19 protein-coding genes and 1 tRNA gene are annotated in these 23865 nt (G+C 53.1%); 12 read left to right on the top strand and 8 right to left on the bottom strand.

Annotated features, from left to right (window positions below; all coding sequences use genetic code 11):
* The first annotated feature begins 104 nt into the window (after positions 1–104).
* On the top strand, positions 105–533 hold the full coding sequence (locus tag HY913_03910; GenBank protein MBI4962398.1) for a hypothetical protein: 429 nt from the start codon (positions 105–107) through the stop codon (positions 531–533).
* Positions 534–564: 31 nt separating this feature from the next.
* On the opposite strand, the gene HY913_03905 is transcribed toward HY913_03910, so the two are convergent.
* Together HY913_03905 and HY913_03900 are read right to left on the bottom strand one after the other, a co-directional pair.
* Positions 565–1656, bottom strand: a complete 1092-nt coding sequence (locus HY913_03905) for a DUF362 domain-containing protein (protein ID MBI4962397.1) — start codon at positions 1654–1656, stop codon at positions 565–567.
* 20 nt (positions 1657–1676) lie between these two features.
* Positions 1677–2690, bottom strand: a complete 1014-nt coding sequence (locus HY913_03900; protein ID MBI4962396.1) for a zf-TFIIB domain-containing protein — start codon at positions 2688–2690, stop codon at positions 1677–1679.
* Positions 2691–3217: 527 nt separating this feature from the next.
* Between HY913_03900 and HY913_03895 the strand changes: the two genes are divergently transcribed.
* From HY913_03895 to HY913_03885, 3 genes are all read left to right on the top strand, one after another.
* Positions 3218–3293: transfer RNA gene (locus tag HY913_03895), tRNA-Lys, on the top strand.
* A gap of 178 nt (positions 3294–3471) precedes the next feature.
* Positions 3472–3666 carry a hypothetical protein gene (locus HY913_03890; GenBank protein MBI4962395.1) on the top strand — a complete coding sequence of 65 codons (195 nt, stop codon included), beginning with the start codon at positions 3472–3474 and terminating at the stop codon, positions 3664–3666.
* A 682-nt stretch (positions 3667–4348) separates the two neighbouring features.
* Positions 4349–4585, top strand: a complete 237-nt coding sequence (locus HY913_03885) for a hypothetical protein (protein MBI4962394.1) — start codon at positions 4349–4351, stop codon at positions 4583–4585.
* A 126-nt stretch (positions 4586–4711) separates the two neighbouring features.
* On the opposite strand, the gene HY913_03880 is transcribed toward HY913_03885, so the two are convergent.
* On the bottom strand, positions 4712–4948 hold the full coding sequence (locus tag HY913_03880; GenBank protein ID MBI4962393.1) for a hypothetical protein: 237 nt from the start codon (positions 4946–4948) through the stop codon (positions 4712–4714).
* 317 nt (positions 4949–5265) lie between these two features.
* On the opposite strand from HY913_03880, the gene HY913_03875 reads away from it, so the two are divergent.
* Entirely contained in the window at positions 5266–6414 is a 1149-nt protein-coding gene (locus HY913_03875) for a pentapeptide repeat-containing protein (protein MBI4962392.1), read from the top strand.
* 670 nt (positions 6415–7084) lie between these two features.
* On the opposite strand, the gene HY913_03870 is transcribed toward HY913_03875, so the two are convergent.
* Positions 7085–8626 carry a PAS domain S-box protein gene (locus HY913_03870; protein ID MBI4962391.1) on the bottom strand — a complete coding sequence of 514 codons (1542 nt, stop codon included), beginning with the start codon at positions 8624–8626 and terminating at the stop codon, positions 7085–7087.
* Between the two features lie 428 nt (positions 8627–9054).
* Between HY913_03870 and HY913_03865 the strand changes: the two genes are divergently transcribed.
* From HY913_03865 to HY913_03850, 4 genes are all read left to right on the top strand, one after another.
* Positions 9055–9600, top strand: a complete 546-nt coding sequence (locus tag HY913_03865) for a periplasmic heavy metal sensor (GenBank protein MBI4962390.1) — start codon at positions 9055–9057, stop codon at positions 9598–9600.
* Between the two features lie 321 nt (positions 9601–9921).
* Positions 9922–10629, top strand: a complete 708-nt coding sequence (locus tag HY913_03860) for an ABC transporter ATP-binding protein (protein ID MBI4962389.1) — start codon at positions 9922–9924, stop codon at positions 10627–10629.
* A complete protein-coding gene (locus tag HY913_03855; protein MBI4962388.1) occupies positions 10626–11810 on the top strand; it encodes an efflux RND transporter periplasmic adaptor subunit in 1185 nt (394 codons plus the stop codon). Before HY913_03860 ends, HY913_03855 begins: the two co-directional genes overlap by 4 nt.
* A 299-nt stretch (positions 11811–12109) precedes the next feature.
* Complete coding sequence (locus HY913_03850) at positions 12110–13339, top strand: ABC transporter permease (GenBank protein MBI4962387.1); 1230 nt, start codon at positions 12110–12112, stop codon at positions 13337–13339.
* A gap of 719 nt (positions 13340–14058) precedes the next feature.
* On the opposite strand, the gene HY913_03845 is transcribed toward HY913_03850, so the two are convergent.
* Positions 14059–14550: a cytochrome P460 family protein gene (locus HY913_03845; GenBank protein MBI4962386.1), complete on the bottom strand. Its 492-nt coding sequence runs from the start codon at positions 14548–14550 to the stop codon at positions 14059–14061.
* Positions 14551–14966: 416 nt separating this feature from the next.
* Between HY913_03845 and HY913_03840 the strand changes: the two genes are divergently transcribed.
* Positions 14967–17567, top strand: a complete 2601-nt coding sequence (locus tag HY913_03840) for a PAS domain S-box protein (protein ID MBI4962385.1) — start codon at positions 14967–14969, stop codon at positions 17565–17567.
* A gap of 45 nt (positions 17568–17612) precedes the next feature.
* Here HY913_03840 and HY913_03835 read toward each other — a convergent pair whose 3' ends face one another.
* The 3 genes from HY913_03835 to HY913_03825 form a co-directional block, all read right to left on the bottom strand.
* Complete coding sequence (locus HY913_03835) at positions 17613–18056, bottom strand: response regulator (GenBank protein MBI4962384.1); 444 nt, start codon at positions 18054–18056, stop codon at positions 17613–17615.
* 8 nt (positions 18057–18064) lie between these two features.
* The gene (locus HY913_03830) at positions 18065–19384 is read right to left on the bottom strand and encodes a GHKL domain-containing protein (GenBank protein ID MBI4962383.1); all 1320 of its coding nucleotides are present in this window, start codon (positions 19382–19384) and stop codon (positions 18065–18067) included.
* 1659 nt (positions 19385–21043) lie between these two features.
* Positions 21044–21640 (bottom strand): sel1 repeat family protein, encoded by a 597-nt coding sequence (locus HY913_03825; GenBank protein ID MBI4962382.1) that lies wholly within the window; start codon positions 21638–21640, stop codon positions 21044–21046.
* A gap of 263 nt (positions 21641–21903) precedes the next feature.
* Here HY913_03825 and HY913_03820 point away from each other — a divergent pair, with 263 nt between their 5' ends.
* Positions 21904–22938, top strand: a complete 1035-nt coding sequence (locus HY913_03820) for a 2-dehydropantoate 2-reductase (protein ID MBI4962381.1) — start codon at positions 21904–21906, stop codon at positions 22936–22938.
* 92 nt (positions 22939–23030) lie between these two features.
* Positions 23031–23603 (top strand): HdeD family acid-resistance protein, encoded by a 573-nt coding sequence (locus HY913_03815; GenBank protein MBI4962380.1) that lies wholly within the window; start codon positions 23031–23033, stop codon positions 23601–23603.
* Positions 23604–23865 lie beyond the last annotated feature (262 nt).

Genomic DNA, 23865 nt, shown 5'->3' with positions numbered 1-23865 from the left:
ATTTCTTGACTAGCCTCCGGGGACGTGTTATCTGCCCATTGTTTTCTGAGAGCCGGGCTTGTCGGACCCCTCTCATGTTTGACCTTCCAGTAGGAGGTATGGTTATGTTGTTTTCTTTTTCGGATCCGGCCGCTGGTGCTCCCGAACCTCCCGGTGACTTCAAGAACAACTATCGTTTCTTAAAGCAACTCATTAACAAGGCGCTCAAAGAGGGAACCGCTCTTGAGACTCTCCACCTCATCCCCAAACATCCTCCCCGCAAGAAGCCCAAACAACTCTCCAAAGGCGACCTCATAAAGCTCCTGCACATAATAAGGAGAATCCGCACACGGTACCAAAGACTGCTGCAGCCCCCCGTCCCCCGTGAGCTTGAGCGGGACATATTGGCAAAGCAGCCTGAGCAGCGCCTCCCTTGGGAGTCAGAAGCTCTGGAGAAGCTGGATCGCTGGAAAGACGACGTGCGGAACGTACGCGCTCAGGTCCGTAAAGAGCTGAACGACCACTTGAACGGGGAATTCTTCCAACAAGCCTAATCTGTTCTACCGTGATTGGGGGGGAACTCTGTTACTCCGGATAGCTGTCAAACAGCGTTCCCCATTTGCTGGTCTTCTTGAAGGCTTCAATCTGAACCTTAGCTTTCAAGGGCCAGTATATGAAATCATGGTAGAAGAAAGAACCAAAGACAAACGCGTAGACCAGGGGGGTGCGGAAGAATAGTTTCTGCAACGGCTCCAGCGGGCCGAACCAGATAAACCTACCTACCCTCGAAGCTGCGTTGTTTCCTACGGTGAACCCCCAGTTTTCCTGCGAGATGTCCTCGCCGACGACCTCGATCTGTTCCGGTAGCCCTTTCCCCAGACCCGCTTCGTGCGCTATGCGGATATACTTGAGGCTCATCGGGTCGAAGCCCATCATCTTCGCGGCCACGGCGTCGATGGCCGTGCTGTCGCCGGAAGCGAGCATGAGGTCCTTTTCAACCGGGATCATGGTCCTGGGGCCTGGACCGTTCCCGCAGACTGTCCCATCCATAACGGTAAATATGCCCGAATGGATTTCCTTTTGAATCGCGAGCAGGTCATTCAGGGTCTCGTGGATGACAGAGTGCGTGTAGTGCCTCCTCGAGTTCAACAGTCCGCCGAAAGCGTTCTTCATGGAACCGGTGGTTCCTGTGTATATGTGGCACTTTACTGTGGGCAGATGAACTATGTTTTTGCCCAGGAAGTACTCGGGTATGCGCAGCCCTTCCGGAAAGATCTCGTCGAGCACAAGCATTTTGGCTTTGGGAGTGAACTTGATCCATCGAATGTCTGATTCCTTAAAATTGTAAAGAACAGGGATTTTGTATTTCTCGAATATTGGAACGTACTTGTTCATACGCTCGCCTTTAACCGCGTTGGTAACCACAGTCTCGTTTTGGACGCACACAATTTTTTCGTATCCCGCGTCCTTGAGAGCCAGGATTACGCCCTCCAACTGCCACGGAGTCGTATTCGCGCCGAGAAACGGAAAGTGCCACGATATGTTGTCTTTCAGTATGACCGTCTTGGATGGGTCGAGATGATCGCGGAATCGCGCATCTTCCATGGCGACGCGAATATCTTCGATAATGGTTTCGGGTTTGGCTTTTCTAACGGCAACAATTGATTTTTCCGACATGGTCTCCTCTTTGAGGTCGATTAGCGGCCTGGCGGCGCGAAGATCCATTTCAACACGTCTGAAATATGGAGCCCGCTTTCAGGCCCTTCCCAATCTCCCCATCCGGGGTCTGCAAGGCTCGCCTCCGAACCACGGGGGTGCTCCCGCAGCTGTGCGAGCTTCTTTTCAGCCTTCAGTTCTTCCAGCTCAATGGTTTTTGCCTTTTGCAGCCCTCGGTGGGCTATGAAATCCATGATCTTTTCCAGTTCTCCCGGGTCGAACCATAGCCCGTGCCCGCGGCAAGAGTCTATTATGACCCCGGAAATCCGGGCAAAATTGGACCGGTTCATAACAGTGCGGCATTCAGGGCACCGAACGTAGCGGACCTGGGGCTCCGTGTCCACCGGATTGCGTCGATTCTCTTCTTGAGAAAAAATCACACGCTCGGAACTGTCCTGCATCATTTCGAACGTCGTGGATGGGATGAAGAATCCGTTGCAGTGGCTGCATTGAATGACCGCGAAATCGCCGATCCGCCGTTCGTTCATGGGGACCTGGCACCGGGGGCAGAGACGGTCTTCGAGCAGTCGTCCCTCCTGAACAGTTCCCTGCACGGGCTTCGCACACCGCATGCAGAAACGGCTTTCCGCTCCGATCTTTGCAAAACAGTGCGGGCAGTTTATGGTTTTCCCCTGGAGTGAAAAATCGAGGTGCGCCTGACAATAATCGCAGTGTTCCGATCCTCGCTTGACCGCCGCGCCGCATGACGGGCAATGGAGCACCAGGCCGGTATCCAGGTCTACTTGGGCCTTCTCCTTGGCCTCCTCCGCGTGCGGCTTCTCATCACTGCCAAAGCGAATCTTGAGATTTTCATCTCGGCTGGCTATTTCCGTCCGGGTGATTCGTCCCTTGTCCTTTAACAGGGCCACAACTTTGGCAAGTTGAGTAGCGTCAAGTGTGTATTTCTGCTGAAGCTCCGCGTCGGGACAACCGGCCACGAAATCGCCTACAAAGGCTTTCGCATTGACTTGTATGTGCTGTTCTCCGTCCGGCACGACATACCTCGAAAAAAGCTGTAGTCACAGACATAATACTCTGCTCGGGCCGCTTTGTTCAAGATGCCACGCGGCTCTTTTAAGGGAAACACCGCAATCGGGATTCGCGCTTTTCCGCTTGGGGCTCGGGTAACCATTCAGTCTTGCCGGGGTAGAAAAGATTCCGAGCCCTGAAGGGGCGTTCCAATGGTAGCCACGGGTGTAACCCGTGGACCAGAAGCACTGCCACAGCCCGGAATCATCGACCCTGGAGGGGTCGCCCAATCCCGAAATTCAACTCGCATTCATGGTCGACCCCTCCAGGGTCGGTGATCCAAATGATTGTGTGGACCATTGTCCACGGGCTCGCGCCCGTGGCTACTGTTGGGCTGCCCCTTCGGGGCATGGGAGACGCTCCCGCACGTAAGTGAATGCTTACGTTCTTTTCATCGAAACACACCAATCGGGATTCGAGCTTCATCGCCTGGGGGCCGATTTCTTAAGCCTTGACAAAAGCAGATGCCGCAGGTATTTTTTGAAATTCGAAAGGGCCGTTAGCTCAATTGGTAGAGCAACTGACTCTTAATCAGTAGGTTTGGGGTTCGAGCCCCCGACGGCCCACCAAGAAAATCAAAGGCTTAGGATAATATCCTGAGCCTTTTTGTTGTTTTCTGGTCAAAGAACCGTATTGCCGGTTCTCCCAACAGCGCAGAAGTGGTATAGCGGGTGGCCAGCGGTCAGGCAAAGCAACCGAGGCCTGGCGGGGTCCGGATAGAAGGAATCGAAAGGAATTAGAGATAACATGAAAAAATTATTCTTACTTTTTGCTTTGTTGGTTTTCGTTGTAGCAGGTGCGACGGTCCTGGCAAAGGGGTCAGACAAGGTCAAATGCTGCTACCCGACCAAATCAAAAACTCTAAAATGCAAGGACACGACGAGACCGGAGTGCAAAAACGTGAACGGCAGGGTCGTGCAAAGATGCGAGGAGTGCAAGTAGAGGCGACCAAAGCAACTGCAGTTGAATTTGATGCTGCTCAGAGCGATCAAGGGCCAATCAGTAGCCTTCAGAACTTTGCAAGTGGTGTGCAAGGTGTCGTTATTGGGCGGTTGTTCGCCGTTTGATTTGTTTGTTGACATTCCTTCCTGTTGGCGAGGTTTCCGGCTTCGCGAGCGTCCATTCCGGACATTGTCTCGCTGCTCGTCCGGCGTGTGGAATATTTTGATTTGTCCGGTTTGTGGTTACTATATTAGTACGGCGGTCAGATTTATGCCGCACTTAGCCCGGAAAAGCGGGGGTAATTATGTCAAGTGTCAGTTTTGGAAAATTGCTATTAGGGAGCGTCTTGGTTCTTGCTGTATTGCTACTGCAGACCGGTGCCTCCGGCGAGGCTTCGGCAGCGACTGTCCAGTGGGGAAGCTTATGTAACTCGCCTATCCAGATACAAGGCTGCCTGCAGTCGTGCAGGGGCGCCTTTGATCCGGATAAGGAGTATGCCGTGTACTCCATGTGTCTGGAAGAGTGCAGGATAGCATGCAAGAAAGCCAAGAAACGCGGATTCTTTTGATTCGGACGCAAGGTCTGCCGAGGCCGTGACCTGCACCGTGAGCAATCCGCGGTCAGATCAGGATGTGGTGCGCCATCACCCGGAATTGACGTTCGGCAAACAGGGGGGTTCCTCATGCCAACCATTGTGACATGGGTACTTCTTGTCTCTATGGTCCTGTCGACGACGTACTCGTTTGCACAGCTATCTGATCTGAACAAGTACTCTCTTCAGTCTTGTGTTAGCAATTGCCATGCGGTCTATAATCAACGGTTACGGCCGAGTGAGTTCTCGCAATGCGTGGATCAGTGTAAGCGAACCTACGGCGACTTGCCCGGCTTGACCAAAGATCTTCCCAAGGGCATAAGGTGAAATACCTGGGCCTCGGCCCGCGACCTTGCCTAACCACAGGGCGTTGGAATCCGCCAAAAGTGAGCGTTCAACTATGCCAATTCCAGCATTAGAGTACGGGCGGATGTGACACCGTCGTAGCTGGGCTCACTTTTCGTCTTCCTCTGCTTCCTTGTCAAACGCCTTCCAATATTCTCTCTCGCACCTCTGTTTGCACTCGAAGCAGGCCTGCTCCATTCCCACAATACTGCACGGGCACTTGGCGTAACATGCGTTTCGGTCAAAATCCTGCATTAGACCGGGCTCCAGGGCAACAGTCTGTGTAGGGAGCACAGCGAACAAAATTGCTGACAAGATCAACAGGACTACAAGCACTCGAGTCATTTTATAGGCCTCCTGTGTACTAATTCCAGCAGCTTCTTATCGCACAGAGCCTGTCGTTTGACAACCTGCTTGTATTGAAAGCCATGCGCTTAAAGAATAAGACAACCCCCGCCAATTGGGTCTCGCACAATGGGTCGCAGGTGATTCCACATCCGGTCTCACCGGAAATTGAGGTCGCGGCTGATTCAATATTGACTAGCTAGCCTTTTAGGGCATAATTGGTCATTAGGTGAACACCTAAACCCCGAACTTCGTCCCGGCACTCCGGAACCGGTTTTGGGGGGGCTGCCACGCTTAACGAGGCGATGAGGGAATCTGTGCGTACCGTGACGATTAAGGCCATCGAGATAGTGCACTGCATTCGGTCCGGCATGGACGATGCGACGCTGATGCAAAAGTTTCGAATATCAGCACGAGGGCTGCAAAGGCTTTTCAATGAACTCGAATCAGCGGGGATTCTAAACAAATCGGAACTGGAAGAGCGGCTTTCACTTTCGTACGGTTCCGTCATTGTGGACATCGACCACGCCAAATTGGAGCCCCTTGCAATCCCAAGAATAGTCGTGGACGCGCTTGAAGCGCGAAACTGTATTCGCTCCGGCATGGACGACACGACTCTAATGCAGAAGTACAATCTTTCCGCAAAAGGGCTCCAGAGCCTGTTCAACAAACTCATGGACGCAGGGGCAGTGTCACACTCCGAATGGGAAGAGCGTAAGGGGACATGGGGAGACACCTTCGTAGTCGATGAAGGCGCTGTGAGGCCCAGACCGGCGTTCCTTCCGGTTGATTCCAAAGGACTTCTTGTTGCTGTCAAGTCAGGGGCGAGCCGCGAGGCACTGAGTGAAAAGTTCAAGATTTCGGCCTTCGATCTGGAAAACGCGCTCGCGGGACTGCTGAACGAAGGCTTCATAGAACAGTCGGAACTTGATCGAATCCTACCCGCGACTCTCAAACCATTTCATATACGAAAGAAGTTCTCGGACGAAATTCTTTACATTGGTGAGGCGACTTCATTTCGCGCTCTTGTTGAAAAGGCCGTGGCATCAAATGTGGACTTGTCTGAGGCAGAATTGAGCGGGGTCAATCTCGCTCGAGGCTCACTTTCCGGCGCACGCCTCTCTGGGTCCAATCTCAGGAGCGCCAATTTAATGGGAGCCGACCTGACAGGCGCACGGCTATGTGGGGCCAGTCTGGCCTCAGCAGACATGTCACGGGCCGTTCTCTACAAGGCCAATCTTGCCGGAGCAGACCTGTCCGAGGCAAACCTGGCCATGGTACAGGGGGGATGGGCCTTTTTAGCCGGGGCTAACCTTTCCGAGACGAATCTGGTTGGAGCTGATTTTTCCGGGGCCAATTTAGCCGGTGCGTACCTTTTCGAGGCAATCGTGGAGCAAGCTAATTTTTACGGCGCGTATCTGGAAAAGACGGTCTTTCAATACGACGGCAGCAGAAAATCTTCTTAGAGAACGCCTTGCCGCGTTTCCGTACAGTTGTTACGGCAACCGGCCTAAATAATCCCGACGCTTGGGCCGGTAACTTTCAACTGCTCGATCTTCATCATAAATTGGTTCTCGAAAGTAAACGCGGATTGGTTTGAAGATGTCCCGCCAACGCGGGACGATCTCATTCGGGAAGAGCTTCTGGGAACAACTGTAGTAACCCCTTGTGTCAAGCCATGCCTTCTGTATTGGGTGCCACGGACCTGGGCCTTACCAGGTCCGTGCTTCCTGCCAGTTCTATCGCCACGATAACTCGAAGAATTCCCAGATTTACCGTACCATCGGCTCGCTTTTCAATTTGGTGTTTAATGCAAGTGTCAAAAATAATGCCCGCCAACGCCATCTGGTCGGCTCTCGGTAACCGTCACGGTCGGCGGGCACGGCCCGCCCTACGAATTTGCGACGCGCCTCCTGTAGGGCGGGCCGTGCCCGCCGTCAAATGAATGACGATTGGCAAGAGCGCATCAGATAGCCGCATTCTTTCTCAATGCCACACCACCTATTCGGTCAGAAATTTTGGCAATTGCTATAATGCGGGGGACAACCTCGCTGTTTTCCAAAAATCCCGCACGGACCTGGCGGAGCCCAGGTCCGTGGCACCCGGGAGTCCATCCCTGATAACTTTCGAGAGCTGCTACAAACCACTGGCAGCCGCTGCCTCCTCGGCTTCTTCTTCGGCTATTCTCATGTGGCCGCGAGGCAAATGGATCGAAAAGGCCGTACCTTTGCCGACCTCACTCTCGACGGTTATGCTTCCCCCGTGGTTCTTGATCAATTCATAGCAAATGCTCAGTCCCAACCCAACTCCCTTGACGTCCGTCTTGGTGGTGAAGAAAGCCTCGAATATTTTTTCCAGATGGTCGCGGGGGATCCCCACGCCCGTGTCTCTGATACGCACTACAATATCGTCCGCGTTCAATTCACTGGTGACTGTAAGCTCCCCCCCGGAGGGCATTGCCGCGTTGGCATTGATGATCATGTTTATAAAAACCTGCTTCAATTGGCCGGCCACGGCAACAACCAAAGGCAGGTCCTCGGCCGGATCGAAAGTGACGCGGATGTTGAGGTTCTTGAACTGTCGCTCGTAGAAAAGCAGGGTCTCTTCGAGCAGCTTATTGATTTGCGTCGGCTTCTTTTCATCTTGATCGGGTTTGCAGAATTTCAGCATTTTAAGCAGCATCCCCGAAGTGCGCCGGCATTCATTGTACGCCAGTTCGAGGAATCGTCTTTTGCTATGGCCTTCCGGAATAGCTTCTTTGGCCAGTTCGACGCAATTCATGATTCCGTATATCGGGTTGTTAAGTTCATGGGCAAGCTGTGAAGCCATTCGTCCCATTGCCGAGAGCTTTTCAGACTGGATCAGTTGATTGCGCAGCCGTTTTTCATCCGTGATGTCTCTAACCATGCCCTGATAGCTGATAACCCGGCCATCCGCATCCCGGCCGATATAACCGCTCATGGAAACATCCCGAACTTTCCCATCCTTCCGCACGATTTGCAATTCGCAATTGCTCACTCGCCCGAGTTCGCTAAGCCGCTTCCTGAAGGTCACAACATCGTCCGTGTCCACAAAAAGGTCTCTGTAATACTCCAGGGCCAGCAATTCTTCCCGGCTGTACCCGACCATATCGCAAAAGGCCTGATTGCAGTCCGCAACCGTTCCGCTACGGTCACAAATGAACACTCCATCCTGCATATTGTCAAAGAGATCTCTGTATCTGGTCTCCAGAGCCGCCAGTCGATCGCGCATCATTTTTTCCGCGGTGCGATCCACCACAACGCCCCGATAGCCTCTGATGTTGCCGTCCTCATCCCGCCATACGTGGCTCGAAAGGCTGACGTAAACCACGCGGCCGCTCTTGTGCTTGAACCCGCCTTTGTAGTCGCTCACGAACCCGTCTTTCTCTATTATCGCCTGAAACCTGGGCCTGTCCTCGGGGTTGAGCCATAGCTCTTTATTGAGGTCCAGAGACAGCACTTCCGCCACGCTTTCATATCCGAGCATCCGCACCAGTGCATGGTTACAATCCAGGAAGTTTCCTTCCCTGGTGGATATGTAGAATCCGTCTCGAGCTTCGGCAAAGAACTCCCGCTTACTGCGCTCGATGTCCCGGAGTCGCTTTTCAAGCTGCTCCGCGCTCAGTCCGCTGTACCAAGGGAAATCCGGGATAGCCATGGTGTCTCCCCGTTGGCTCGACAGCCGTACCTTCACTAGCTTCAGGTTCAACGGGCGGAGTTACACTATAAGGCGGGTCGGCGAAATGATCTTGCCGGTTTGGCTGGGAAACTGCTCTGTCTCGCCGACTGGATTGCGAACTCTCGCCCCGGATCGCGTCCCCTTGTGTGAAACGCCCATAGACAGGGTTCGCAACTCGGAACAACCACCAGAGAAGCCGGCTGATCGAGAAAGGCATGTGGGTCTTCATTAAGAGTACCTCACCGGGCACGGCGAAGTCAACGCTGATCCCTGCCCGAAGGTGACCTTTAGCGGCGAGCCGGAAGCATCACGCCCCGCGTGATTGCAACCTGATGAAGCAACATTTTTAACATTGCAAACCATGTTGCCGTCTAACAGGACAGAAAAGATTGTAAGGAGGCACTTGCATGAGAAAATCTACATTTGTGACGTTATTCGCAGTGATGTTTATTGCGGTGACCGCTTTAACCGCTGCAGCACAGAGCGCTCCCGGTGGGCCTCCCGGCCCGCCCGCGGCCAAGGAAGTCATGGCTAATCCCGGCGGCCCGGCTGGAGAATTCGGCCGCGGGGCGCATTTCAGGCCTTCCCTGGAAGCGCTGCAGAAGAAACTCGGTTTGACCGACGAACAGAAGAAACAGGCCCGGGGACTTTACACAGGCTTCAGCGATCGGACCCGCAAAGCCCGTACAGAGCTGTTGAGTCTCAAGGACGAAAAGCGGACCATGCTGATGTCCGGAAAGGTCGACCAACAGAAACTGGCGCAATTGGACGATCAAATCGTAAAACTCAAATCGGACGTAATGCGCGAGCGGTTGAAAATGAAAAGGGACCGTCTGGCTATTCTTACACCGGATCAGATTGAAAAACTGGCCGACTTGAAGGCCCACAAGGCATTCCGCCACAAACTCGGAGGAATGCACCGTGGAGAACGAAAGGGCCACTTTGGTGACTGACCTGTCGGCGGTTCCCTTTCTCGAGGGGGGACATCGCGTGTGATGTCCCCCTTTTGCGAAGCACATGAACTGTCGCTGTAACGCCCACCTCGAAAAATTTCTTAGCCATATAACAAAATGCCGCACGATCCGTCTTTAAGGATTAGACGGGATGCATTCGGACCGCTTACCATGACCAAAGACTCTTTTCTTGCTTCCCGGTGCAGAGAAGTTCCGGCTATCGTCGAGCAGGCCGCGGAATGCCTGTTTCAGGTTCAGTTCTCCGCGAGTCAGACCGATTGGTCCGTGGGAATCGGTGCGCGCGAAGGTGAGGAGTTAGCTTTGATTCGAATGCAAGGTCTTAGGAAGATCTACAAAGCCGGGACCATTGAGGTGCCCGCGCTGGAAGAAATAGATTTGACCATAGATCCGGGCGAGTTTCTCTCCATAATGGGCCCTTCCGGATCGGGCAAGTCCACCCTCATGAACATTATGGGATGCCTGGATGCGCCGACCTCAGGCAAATATTATCTGGGCGACGAAGATGTTTCCGAGTTGGACCGGGATCAGCGGGCTGACGTTCGGAATAGGAAGATAGGGTTCATATTTCAGGGCTTCAATTTGCTTCCGAGGATAAATGCCCTCAAAAACGTGGAACTCCCCCTTGTCTACGCGAATGACACGACTGTGTTGAGGCATCAGACCGCCCTGGAAGCCTTGGAACTCGTGGGGCTCACGGATAGGGCGGACCATTTGCCTACCCAGCTTTCAGGTGGCCAGCAGCAGCGTGTGGCTATCGCCAGAGCGCTCGTCAATAACCCTGAGATCATTCTGGCCGACGAACCCACAGGCAATCTCGATACCCGCACAAGCGCCGAGATAATGACCGTTTTCAGAAGATTGAACCGCGACCGAAGGATAACTTTCGTACTGGTGACTCATGATCCGGAGGTAGGAGATCAGACGGACAGGACGATCCTGATCCGAGACGGCAGGATCGAAGGAGACAAAAGAAGGTCGGTCATCAATGGTGAAGGAGACCAAACGTGAAGAAGATCATTGTCATTGTCGTCATCGTCCTAATGGTCTTAGGGCTCTACCTTATCCTGGCTCGTTCTTCCGATAAGCGGCCGGAGATCACGTACATTACCGTACCGGTGGAAAAAGGGACTCTTAAGGCGGAAATAAATTCCACGGGGACCATCAAACCGGTGGTTGAGGTCCAGGTAGGGAGTCAGGTCTCCGGGACCATCAAGAAGCTGTACGCTGATTTTGAGTCTGTGGTCAAAGAAGACCAACTGATCGCTCTAATCGATCCCGACATGTACAAGGCCAAGGTGGAGCAGTCCAAGGCGAATCTTTTGTCCGCCAAATCCAAAGTCCTCAAAGCAGAAGTCGCTCTTACAGACACGATTCGGACTTTGCGTCGAAAGCAGGAATTGATCAAGTCCAATGCGATCAGTCAAAGCGACTACGATACTGCCGAAACCAACGTGGACGCGGCTCGCGCTCAGCTGGAAGCCGATAAGGCCACCGTAGCCCAAATGGAGGCCAATTTGCAGGAGGCTGAGCTGCAACTAAAGTACACACGTATCGTGGCTCCTGTTAACGGAGTGGTCACGGCCAGAAACATGGACGTCGGCCAGACCGTCACAGCCAGTTTCCAGACGCCTGTGCTCTTCAAGATCGCTGAAGATCTGACTCGCATGCAGGTATACACAAGCGTGGATGAGGCCGACATCGGCAGGGTCCGGGCCGGCCAGAAGGCGACTTTTACGGTGCCCGCGTTCCCGGATGAGGTCTTCAATGCCTCGGTCACGCAGATTCGTAACGACCCCCAGGTACAGCAGAATGTTGTCACGTACAACGTCCTTCTGGACGTAAGCAACGATGAGCTAAAGTTGCGTCCGGGCATGACCACGACCGTGACCATACTTCTAAGCGAAGTCAATGACGCGCTTATGGTTCCGGACCAAGCTTTGCGATTCTCTCCGAAAGAAGGGACGAAACAATCCAGCGATGTTGCTCCTCCTAAGCAAGGCCAACGCCGGCTGTGGAAACTCGCAGCCAATAATCAGATAAAGCCGTTCAATGTGGGAGTCGGTGTCATTGGAACAGAGCGGACCCAAGTGATTTCCGATAAGTTGAAGCCCGGCGATCGCGTTGTGGTCGACGCGGTGGTCAAGAAGAAAGAGAATGCTCAGGCGTCGGGTTTGCGTTTCAGATTCTAGTTTTCAATACGGAGCGCTTTCTCTGGGCAGGTATGGCAGTTGCCAAAACTTCCGACCTTATCCCAAGGACGGATTGCAGCCTATTGGTACGGTCCAGAGCCTGCCCCGGACCCCGATCCGGGGTCCCTGCCGGACCACGCCAACGGCGTGGTTGATTTCTATGCACATTGTCCACCGGCACGGAGGCCGGTGGCTACCAAACACAAAAGCGTTCCTCAGAATCGGACATTATTTTAGGCAATTGCCATAAGAGTATTCCGTCGAAACCTTGACTGAATGGATCCTTAAGGTGGCAACCGATGATCAGTCCTCTGGACGGTGTAAAGATTGCCGGCAGCGCTTTGAAGGTGAACGTCATGCGTTCCCTTCTCACTATGCTGGGCATTGTTATCGGGGTTGGAGCGGTTATTGTAATGGTGGCCGTAGGAGCTGGCGCACGGGAGATGATAGGGGAGCAGATTCGTTCCATAGGCAGCAATCTGATTCTCGTCATTCCCGGTGCGCTTCAGCCGGGCGGAGTTCGTCTTGGGTCGGGTTCCGTCCACACGCTTAGATCTTCCGACGCGGATGCGATAGCAAAAGACTGCACGGCCGTGAAATTTACCGCTCCAAACTGGGGAGACGTTACTCAAGTAGTCTATGGAAACAAGAACTGGAGGACCCGCGTAGTCGGCACAAACGAGAACAATTTTCTAATTCGGGAATGGCCGATCGGTTACGGCCGAATGTTCACACGTGAAGAAGAAAAGCGAGCTGCCAAGGTTGCCGTGGTAGGCCTGACGGTCATTGAAAACCTCTTTGGGACTGTGTACCCCTTGGGGAAGGTAATCAGGATCAAGAGCGTTCCATTTACCATAATTGGAGTCCTCGAACGCAAGGGCCAATCTCCGCGGGGAGACGATCAGGACGACTCCATATACATCCCGCTCAAAACAGCCCAATATAGGCTTTTCGGCACACCGTTCCCCGATGAAGTCCACGCCATTATGGTTCAGACAAGCGACATATCTCTTATTCCGTTGGCCCAAAAGCAGATTGACGATCTCCTGACACGGCGTCACAAGATCGGCCGGAATCAGGAGAAGGATTTCACAGTACGAAATCTGACAGAGATCCTGGAAACAGCCCAAAAGAGCCTCAACATAATGACCACGTTGCTCGGGGCAATAGCCGCAATTTCGCTGCTGGTCGGCGGCATCGGAATCATGAATATTATGCTCGTCTCCGTGACCGAGCGGACGCGTGAAATAGGCATCCGGATGGCCGTAGGAGCCAGGTCGGCCGACATACTTTCGCAGTTCCTGATTGAAGCGGTGGTCCTGACGATCAGCGGCGGTTTCATTGGCACAGTACTTGGCATATTGGGCGCGTTCATTTTTGCGCGAACGAGCGGCTGGCCGGCAGCAATTGATTTCTTTACCGTCGCGGTCGCAATCCTTTTCTCAGGCGCGGTGGGAGTGTTCTTCGGCTTCTATCCGGCTTTCAAGGCTTCCCGTCTGCATCCAATCGATGCTTTGAGACATGAATGAAAAGGATTGGGAGCCTGATTTGTGACGTTGTGGTGGTTCTCGAAAGTGATGACGGATTAATTTGGGGTGTCCCGTCCACGCGGGACGATCTCATTCGGGAAGAGCTTTGGGGAACAACTATAGTAGCCCCCTCTGTCAAGCGATGCCTTCTGTATTGGGTGCCACGGACCTGGGCCTTACCAGTTCCGTGCTTCCTGCCAGTTCTATCGCCACTATAACTCGGAAGATTCCCAGCCTTACCGTACATCGGCTCGCTTTCAATTTGGTGTTCAATGCGGGGGACAACCCTACCGTTTTCCAAAAACGCCGGCACGGACCTGGCGGAGCCCAGGTCCGTTGCACCCGGCTATCTCAAAAGTCGATCAGGAGTTGGGATCGTACCGCGATTGGCGTTGTCACGCCTTCTTTCACCCTCACCCCAACCCGTGAGACAATGGGGTTCCCCGTAGCGCCGGCGTCCCGCCGGTATTCCCCTATCCCCTTCCCGCGAGGAGAGAGACCGATCACCGGCAAGATGCCGGCGCTACAGTTCCCCTATCTCTCTCGCGCTGCCAGAGGGATAGGCTAGGACCATTCGTGCTACGATTCATCCTGTTTCATGGCTATTGAGACAGCCTCCGAGAAGCGCGCCGTGCACAGGCCCCCCTGCACTTAAGGGTTTTGAGACAGTCTCTCCTTGCAGCCATTGCTGATATCACTTCTTTGACCGTGAATCGGTATTACTTGCGGTATTTGCTTATCACGTAGCCGGTTCCTTTGTGCGGTTCGTGGCACTTGAAACAAGTTTTGGCGTCAACGGGGACTTGATCCCTCGTATCGTTTTGAAATACCGCAAATCCCCATCCTCCGGTGTGGGCGAACTTTTTGGAATCCTTGACCATGACGCCCACGAGCTTTCGAGGACCCTCGGTCACCGTATGGTCCTTGTTATTCTCCACGAGCAACAAATCGAAGACGAGAGATGCTCCGTCGGCATAGGGTGTGCCGTTTTGTAATGCTTCCAGCGCCTCTTTATTGGCATAGATGTGGTGAATGCCTCCTGCAAATCTGTAGGCCTCGTTGCCTTCCTGCACGATCATGGACTTGACATGAGTCCATAGACGGTAGCCTTCCGGGTAATCAACCGGCTGTTTCACTTCCTGAGCCAACGTGGTGGCCATTTGACCGGCAACAAAGCACAAGATCAGAACGAAAACCAATTGTCTATTCATAATTACTCTCCCACAAGATAATAAAAAGTCGTCTCCGCATCCCCGCATCATGAGCCGAGGCGTCATTCCGCATCATTTCCGTCTATTCCGGGATTTATCATTGGCCAATGAAGGGAGCCTGTCAAGAGCAAAGTCCCAGCCCGCCGGTTAGCCCTGAATGTTGGGAAAACGGTTGACTAAAGGCATTTCGATACAGTAAGGTCAAACTGAAGTTGATAACCTGTCTCTACGAGTAGGACGTAAACCCATCCCAGCCCGTGAGCATGCTCCGACGCGATTCGGTGCTCTCGTTAGCGCTCATATTGCCTTTCCAGGGCGGTCGAGCGTCTTGAAGAACCCCGAGTAAGTTTTGATCTTGGCACTATCCAGGCCATGTCGTAGAAAAACCGCTCTATATCGTTAAGGGGTGAAGCCCGTTGGTTGAAAAACGCGAAAGTAAACTGGGCCTTTTGACCCTGCGTTCGGAAATAGTACTGGGAATTGTTGTTTCATCGGTGATAATCCTCACGTTCGTGATTCTGGTTGATACCTTCGGAATTCCTTTCACATCTTTCAAAGGTTCTTACGGAAACGAGAAAGCAGATGCTCTGAGACTGTTGAGCCTGGTTGCGGATTCCAAGAAGGAACGCCTGGAAACCTGGTTAAATGACGCCAAAGGAGACACTACAGTCCTTGCGGAACGCAACGCGGTTAGATTATCGGGAATGAAATCGCAACAGAGGGAGGGGAATGAGTCCCACAAACAGCCGGGAAGCGACCTTGTCCCGCAGGAGGCGATTCAACACGAAGATCATCCAGTTGTGGCCAAGCTTTTCAGTGATTTTGTCACGACGTATCAGCGTTACAGCAAAATCCAGATGGTTGACGGCGAAACGGGCAGAGTACTTGTCAGCTCAAAACAGGACGAGCAAGGCAAAACAGTGGGCAGTTTGCAGTCCTTTCAAAACGCGCTGAAAAGCCGCGACCAAGTGAACGTGACTGTGGAAATAGGTCCTCTCGAACACCGGACTTTCGTGGTGCTATCAAAGATCGTTCGGTATGACGATCCTCGGCGTGAACAGAATGTCGCTGCTCCCCCTGTAATTCTCCTATATGTCGACATGGAGAAGCTCTTGCGACCCATGCTGTACGTTGGGGAGGGGATGGGTAAGAGCGGCGAGATTCTGCTGGTTTCGCAGGACACAAAGGCGTTGATGTCTCTTAAGTATCCCTTGGCGGACGGCAGTGTCGCCAAGGTACTCGACTATCGGATTGCTGCGCTGCCCGCACGACTGGCCGCTCAGGGGCAAGAAGGAACGATTGAAACCGACGACTATCGAGGGATGCCGGTCATAGCTTGCTGTCGGTTCATTCGAATATCCGAAGACCAGGGGTGGGGAATGGTCGTGAAACAGGATAGGTCGGAGATCTTCGCTCCGCTTCGGTCACGGATTCTGTATACCTCGATTATTGGCATTGTCGGGATTTGCTTCGCGGGAATATTGGCCAGAGCAATCGGGAGAAGAATCTCCGAACCCATTGACAGCCTCAGCGAAACGGCTCGAGAAGTTGCGGCGGGCAACTCCAAAATAGGGGCCGCGATTTATGGTCCTCCGGAAATAAGGTCTCTCGCGCAGACTTTCAACACCATGGTTGATCGCCTTCGGGGCTGGTACGACGCGCTTGAAATGGAGGTAGAGTTACGCACCGCTCAGCTTGCAAAATTGAATGACGATCTGAGAACAGAAATAGAGATGAGGAAAAAGGTGGAACTGGGGCTAAAGGCAAGTGAGCAACGTTACCGATTTCTGTATGAGAAAACGCCCGTCCCCCTGCATTCTGTCAACGAATCACTGGAAATCATTTATGTGAGCGACTATTGGCTGGACCTTCTCGGATACACACGGGAGGAAGTCATCGGCCGTTCGCCGCTGGATTTCTTTGCAGGTGAATCAAGACTGCAAGCTGAAGCGGCAAGCATCCCTGCAGCTTGGGAAAAAGGTATTGCGCAAGACGTTTCGTTTCAGATGGTCAAGAAAGACGGTGAAGTAATTGACGTTTTGTTTTCCACCATTGCGCAACACGATCCCGATGGTAAGTTCATACAATCGTTGGCCGCGTTCTACGACGTAACCGCTTTGAGGAGCGCCGAAGAAGCTCTGAAAAAGGCTCACGATGAGCTTGAGCTTCGCGTTCGCGAGCGTACCGCAGATTTGGAAAACACGAATTTGGAACTGTCCGTCCAAATAGAGCAACGAAAAAGGATCGAGGGGCAACTTAGGTCGGCGTTGGTTGATCTGAGCCTCTCAAACAAAGAACTCAGCCAATTTGCATACGTGTCGTCCCATGATTTGCAGGAGCCTTTGCGCAATGTCGCACATTGCGCTCAGATGCTCGAACGCAAATATGGCAACCGGTTGGGGCCCGAGGGCAATCAGATCATTCAATACGCGGTAGAGGCCTCAAAGCGCTCTATACAACTCATACATGATCTTCTGAACTACTCGCGGGTCGGCACTCGGGGAATGCCCTTGGAGCCCGTGGAGGTGGAGGAAATCCTCGCCCTCTGCTTGTCGGACCTGAGGGTTCAGATCGAAGAGAGTGGAGCGACAATATTCTACGATTCACTTCCCGGCATTGTGGCCGACAGGATCCAGATTCGCCTTTTATTTCAAAACCTTTTATCCAACGCAATGAAGTTCAGAGGAAGCGATCCGCCTAGGATTCACATTTCCTCTGATCGGACGGAAGGGTTTTGGAGGTTTTGCGTAAAAGACAATGGCATCGGCATAAAAGAAGAATATTTTGATCGCATTTTCGTGATCTTCCAGCGTTTGCACAGTACGGAAAAATATCCCGGGACCGGCATCGGTCTGGCCATTGCCAAGAAAATCGTTGAACGGCACGGCGGAAAAATCTGGGTGCGGTCTGTTGTCGGTGAGGGATCTACGTTTTGCTTCACAATTCCAACCGGAGGGGTTCCGGTCAGGCGAGAATCTCATTCCGAATCCGAGGAATCGGACCATAAAGAATCCTGAAAGCGATCACGATCGAACAAGAGGCGCCAACTCTCGCCACTGCCTTTAGGGTTTCGGAGGCGCCGGAAGTTTTACCAGAGTGAACCAGAAGTCTCCCACACATTCCAGAGCCTGGGTAAATTGTTCCAGATTTACCGGTTTGGTAATGAAACAGTTGGCCTGCAACTCGTAACTCTTCCAAATGTCCGTTTCGTCCGCCGAAGTCGTAAGTATGATGACCGGAATGTGCCGCAGCGACGGATCTGCTTTGATCTCGGCCAAAACCTCCCGTCCATCTTTCCGGGGCAGGTTCAAATCCAAGAGTATGATTTCCGGAGAAGGTGCAGACGAATATTTGCCCCGCCGGTACAGAAAATCCATGGCTTCTTCGCCGTCTTCGGCCACATGCAGGTTGTTGCACACCCTCCCGCTGGTAAAGGCTTCTCTGGTCATCATCACATCGACCGGGTTGTCTTCCACCAACAGAATTTCCACGGGTTGTATCTTCATATCCGGAGTCATCCTATTTGAATCCCGTTTTCGGGTATCGTGAAATAAAAAGTTGTACCTGTCCCCAATTGGGATTCCACCCACACCTGTCCCCGATGACGTTCCACAACCTTCTTCACTATTGCCAGACCGATGCCGGTACCGTCATATTGGTTCCTCTTGTTCAGCCGCTGAAAGATCACGTAGATCCGATCGAAGTGGCGTGAATCAATCCCGATGCCGTTGTCCTTGACGGAAAAAATCCATTCGTTCTTGGCCTTTACAGCGGACACATGAACCTGAGGAGGTTGGTCCGTCCGGAATTTAACAGCGTTTGCGATCAAATTCTGAAACACCTGCAAGAGTTGAGTGTCATCGGCGGTAATCGTGGGGAGGGGATCGTGAGTAATTACGGCCCTCGCTTCGGATATGGCGGGGTTCAGATTTCTCACCGCATGGGCCAGAATCAGTTCACAATCGGTCGGACCGAGCGGTTTTCCTCTCGTCCCGACACGGGAATATGACAGCAGATCCTGAATGAGTGCCTTCATCCGTACCGCGCCTTCCACCGCATAACTGATGTATTGGATGGCGTCCGCGTCGAGTTTATCACCGCATTTCTTTTCAAGAAGCTGAAGGCAACTGGCGACATTTCTCAACGGCTCCTGCAAATCGTGCGAGGCCACATAAGCGAACTGCTCCAGGTCGGCATTCGTTCTGGTCAGATCGGCAAGGGTCTGTTTCAGGGCATCTTCCGCCTGTTTGCGCTCCGTGATGTCCATGCCCATTTCAAGGATGAGGAACGACCCGTCGGTATCGATGAAGGGAAAATCATAAATATCGTAGTCTCTCCCGTTTGGACCGGTCCAGTACCAGTGGTGCGGCGCCCGGGTTTTCATGACGGTGTAAGTCTCACAAATTTCGCAGGGCTCTGTCCGGTCGAATAGGAAATCATGGCAGCGGCGCCCATGCGATTCCCCGAAGGTCTCCCGGAAATACCGGTTTGCAAACGGCATGCGGTAGTCCGAATCGAGCAGGCAGACGTAAACTGGTAGTGTCTCCAAGACATTGTATAACCGCTGTCGTTCGGACGTCACAGCCTGCTCCGCGCTCTTGCGTTCCTGAACCTCAAGAGCCAATCGGTCGTTTGCTAATCCAAGTTCGGCAGTTCGTTCCAAAACCTTTCCTTCGAGGTCCGCATGAGCTTGGGCCAGTTGCTTCTCGGCCTGTAGCCGTCGGTTTTCGCTCCTGTACGCTTCGATGACTTTGGCGCAGGCGTTCACATATGGCTGAAGGAATTCCACGAGTTCTTTGTCGTAGCCGCCGGGACGATTGGCGACTCCGGCCATACCTATGACCTTCCCTTCGAAATGAAAGGGAATACCGAGAAATGAATGAACAGGTGGATGGCCTTGAGGCATTCCGCTGCGTCTCGGGTCATTGGGCGGATCATTCGAGATTACAGGCTCGCCGGTGAGTACCACAGTGCCCCAGAGTCCCCGAACGTCATAGAAATCCAGGCCTGTGTCACTTGCGAATGTCTCATAGATTTTGCGTGTTTCCTCGTTCCAGGAAATATCCGTAATTGCCTGGCATCTAAGATAGAACTCACCCTCTTCCCTCTGGAGCACCTCGTCAACAAAGCCGAATTCGCTCTCGGTCAATGTGAGGAGATCATGAAGCAATTCCTCAAAGAGTGCCTTTGGGCTCCTATTGGTTATGAATTGCGTCTGGGCTCTCTGCACTGCTTGCAGCAACTGATTCTGCGTACGAGCTGTCTGCAATGCCGCGGCGGTTTGCTCTTCGGCTCGCTTGCGCTCCACAATACTTTCTTCCAACTCGAGGCTCTTTTCCCGTTCTTTCCTGTAAAGCCGGACATAGGCCAAGAGCAGGCCGAAAAGCACGAACATGCCACCTACAATGGCCAGTACCCGTGATGTGTACCACATGAGGGCATAACGATTTGTGGTCATCACAATACTCAGGGAATTGTAGGACAGAAGCAACAGGTCCAGAGCAACAAACCCGGACAGTATGTCATGTGATCGGATGTAGTATCGAGTATAAGCCACAGTGCCCGTTGCATACAGACCGGTGGTTACTGCGGCCACGACAAGCAGTAGGACGGTGAATGTTCCATGCGGGCCGATCATTGACGGCAGATTCGCTTCAAACGATATCAGCAGCACATTAACCAATATGGCGACAACCAACCAACCGGCTATTGACCACGCCCAGTTTCGCCCCTTTAACGCATCTTCTCCCGGCCAACGGATCGAGACCCCGATAATAAGTAGAATGCTGAAAATAATTTGCGCAACTCCGATGATCCATGCCGCGGTCCCCGGCAGAAGCCCTACTATCGGCTGCCCGTCGGGACGGAGACCGGGCCAGGAGAGGATGTAGAATAGATTGAAGAAGCCCAAGGACGCAAAAGCAATGCCGATCCAGTATGAAACCGGGTCCCGGAGGGCGCGGTGGCTTCCCAGAGCCAGGAAAGCAATCGTAAAGCACTCCAGCAGCGCAAAGCCGTGGATCATGGGGACGAACATGGGGATCTCGGGAAGGACCGGCTGCGATTCCCGAAAGAAGAATAGGCCAGTGTGCAGCACTCCGAGCAGCACCGCCGCACCGACAATTATCCGAAACAGCGGGTCAGGATTCCTGTTGTTGACACCCATACTGTCCCAACTTTCTTGCTTCCCGGGTCGAAGGGCTATGGATTTAATGATCTCCCGTTCCGATCGAAGGTTTCCGACGGAGGCATTGAGATCATTCCAACTTTCAATATGATAGCTAGCGCCCGCTGAATACGGTGTTTTTCTGCAAGAATGCTTGCGTTTTGCTTGAGGGTAACAATCACTTCTGTAATGGTCACAAGATTTACCGAAGAATTAACCCGATGTCCACACAAAAAAGCTCGGGATTATGATCGCACAGTCATGGGTGCGACTTGTCGCCCTCGCTGGGAGGTTCCGGAACTCGCTTGTGCTTGCCGCCATCGCGGCTTATTCAACCTTGGAGCATGCCGGATCCAATTTCTCTCCAACCTTTTTCACTCTCTCCATATAGTAGATGGTGCCTGCCATCATGAGCCCCAGATTTCGAGCAGCGGTTGGATGCCCCTGGTTTATGGCACGGCAATACCATTTTTCAGCTTCAATGGTCGTCATGGGCACCCCGTTTCCGGAGCTATAGATCATTCCCAGCATATTCATGGCTTCCGAGTTCCCTCGTTCCGCGGAAGACTTTATCCATTCAATCTTCTGTTGCTTATCCTCAACGTTTTGACCATGCTGCATGAATTCTCTTATCGCCCAGGAGGCTAGAGTTTCCTGGGCCTGGATATTCCCGTTGCCCGCGGAAATGACGACCCATTTGACCGCTTCTTGCTCATCTTTGGCCACTCCCTGGCCGCCCGCGTACATCCGGGCCAGAAGGAACTGAGCGTCAGCGTTCCCGTTAACCGCCAGCGGCTTCAGTATTTCCAGGGCACTGGCATACTCTTGTCGATCATACGCCGCGACCCCTTCTTCAAGATCCGATGCGGCAAAGGCAACTGTAGAAAGAGCGACAACGGCCCACAAGACGAGTAGTGATCGCATTCAATTGCTCCTTTGCACAATCTAAGCAATTTACGAAGCGAATCCCTTAATAATTGCCTTCAGCCAGAACTCTGAGAGGCCCTTAACAGCCAACATCTCAGTTCGACCCTCACCACTTAGGGTCCAAATAAGGCGATTTGACGCCAATTCTGTGATTCCCGGGGTCCCGGCAATTTTTTATACTGAAATGCATTGGAAATCAGTATAGTGGTTTATCTGGCTATATTCATTAGTTGGTCTGAAAGCAACTCGCGGGAGCGGTGATGCACGGCGAGAAAAGGAAAATTGCTGTTGTCGGAGCGGGCGCGATCGGTGGCATCACGGCCGCTGTATTAACCGGAGCAGGCCTTGATGTCGAGGTAGTCTGCAAGCATCAGGAAACAACAGACCGTGCATCGTCCCCGGGCCTGCATGTATTCGGCCTAAAGGGAGACCTGACGGTACCGGTGAAGGCGGTGAAGAACATCGCGGACCTTTCGGGGTTGAAAGACGTTGTTTTTTTGGCTACAAAGGCTACCGAAGCTGTGAACGCGGCCCAAGAATTGCTCCCGTTCCTTCATGCAGACTCTCTCGTGGTGTCGCAGCAAAATGGCATATGCGAGGAAGCGCTCGCAAAGTTGATCGGCCGTGACCGGGTCATCGGCTGCGTGGTAGGCTGGGGAGCTACCATGCACGGGCCCGCGGAATTGGAAATGACATCGGAGGGCGAGTTCGTCATTGGCAACATTGATCATCGACCGGACCCGCGGCTGGCCGTGATTCAGGAAATGCTCGGGGAAATAGTCCCGACGCGGATTTCGAATAACATTATGGGTGAGCTGTATGCCAAGTTGATCATAAACTCCTGCATAAATTCCCTGGGAGTGCTGACCGGTCTTCGTCTGGGCCCTATGCTGGCCATGAAAAGAGTCAGGATAATATTCATCGAGATAATGCAAGAAGCAATGGCCGTGGCAGCCGCGTTGGGCATCAAGGTGGAGCCCGGCGGAGGCGGCAAGCTGGACTATTACGACTTCTTGGCTCGAAAAGGGGCAATTTCCGTGTTCAAACGTCACTTGATGGTCCGAATTATCGGATTCAAGTACCGTCGGGTGAAGCCTTCCAGCCTCCAGTCTGTGGAGCGAGGGAGAAAGTCGGAAATCGACTATCTTAACGGATACATCTGCGAAAGAGCACGCGATCATGGGATCCCAACCCCGATCAACGATGCTGTGGTAGCTATAGTCAAGGAGATTGAGGCCGGGTCCAGGCAGATCTCCCTGGCTAATATCAATGAGCCGATCTTTGCCCGAATTTGACGGAGAATCTTATGCAGAATTGCTCACTAAAGGTTTCGGATAATCGCCCGGAAAGGTTTTCCAACAGAACATAATGAAAAGGAGGCGGGGCCATGGCAATCGGAAATGAAGGGCCGACGATCAAACTCGAGACTACGATGGCCGGAGAAGCGCAACGGCACTGGGGCTGGATACTGGCAATCGGGATCGCGTTCGTAGTCCTTGGCCTGATCGGGCTGGGCATGACGTTCGCTGTCACTGTGGCGAGCGTGTTGATGTACGGCATTCTTTTACTGCTCGGCGCAGGCGCTCAGGTCGTTCAAGCAGCCAAAGGCAGAGCCTGGAAAGGCATCGTGCTTCATGTGCTGATTGCATTGCTCTATCTGGTCGCGGGAATTGCCGTGATCGTGAACCCGGTGGGGGCGTCGGCCATTCTGACGCTCATGCTTGCCGGGGTCCTTATCGTGGTGGGTTTTGTCCGTATTATCATGGCCCTCCAGCTTAGAGGCTTCCGGAATTGGTTTTGGCCGCTTGCAGGAGGAGTGGTTTCCATTATTCTGGGGGGCATGATCACGGCCAGTTGGCCGGTGTCGGGCCTTTGGGTCATAGGTCTTTTCGTGTCAGTGGAATTGATGGTAAATGGATGGTCGTACATTTTCATTTCACTGGCGGCAAGGAACCCCTGATGACGGTGTGCGGAAACGCCATGATGGGTCCTAAATCCCCGGGTGGCCCGGACGTTCGGTGGGACAGGCTTCCAGCCTGTCTATTGGGATGACCGGCAAGATGAAGGTGTCTCAGAATTCTTCGGTGCTCGGGAATCGTGCTACGCGGGGTGGCCCGGAGGCCACTGCCTCCGGGTTCCGAAGGAACAAGAGGGGCTGTTGCGAGGACACTACCCTGTCCAAAGACTGCCGGGGCTACTCGCAGGCTGGAAATCACCTCCTG

The sequence above is a fragment of the Desulfomonile tiedjei genome (assembly GCA_016212925.1).
Lineage (GTDB): Bacteria > Desulfobacterota > Desulfomonilia > Desulfomonilales > Desulfomonilaceae > JACRDF01.
The sequence above is the reverse complement of the archived record's forward strand: the minus strand, read 5'-3'. Positions and strand labels throughout refer to the sequence as shown.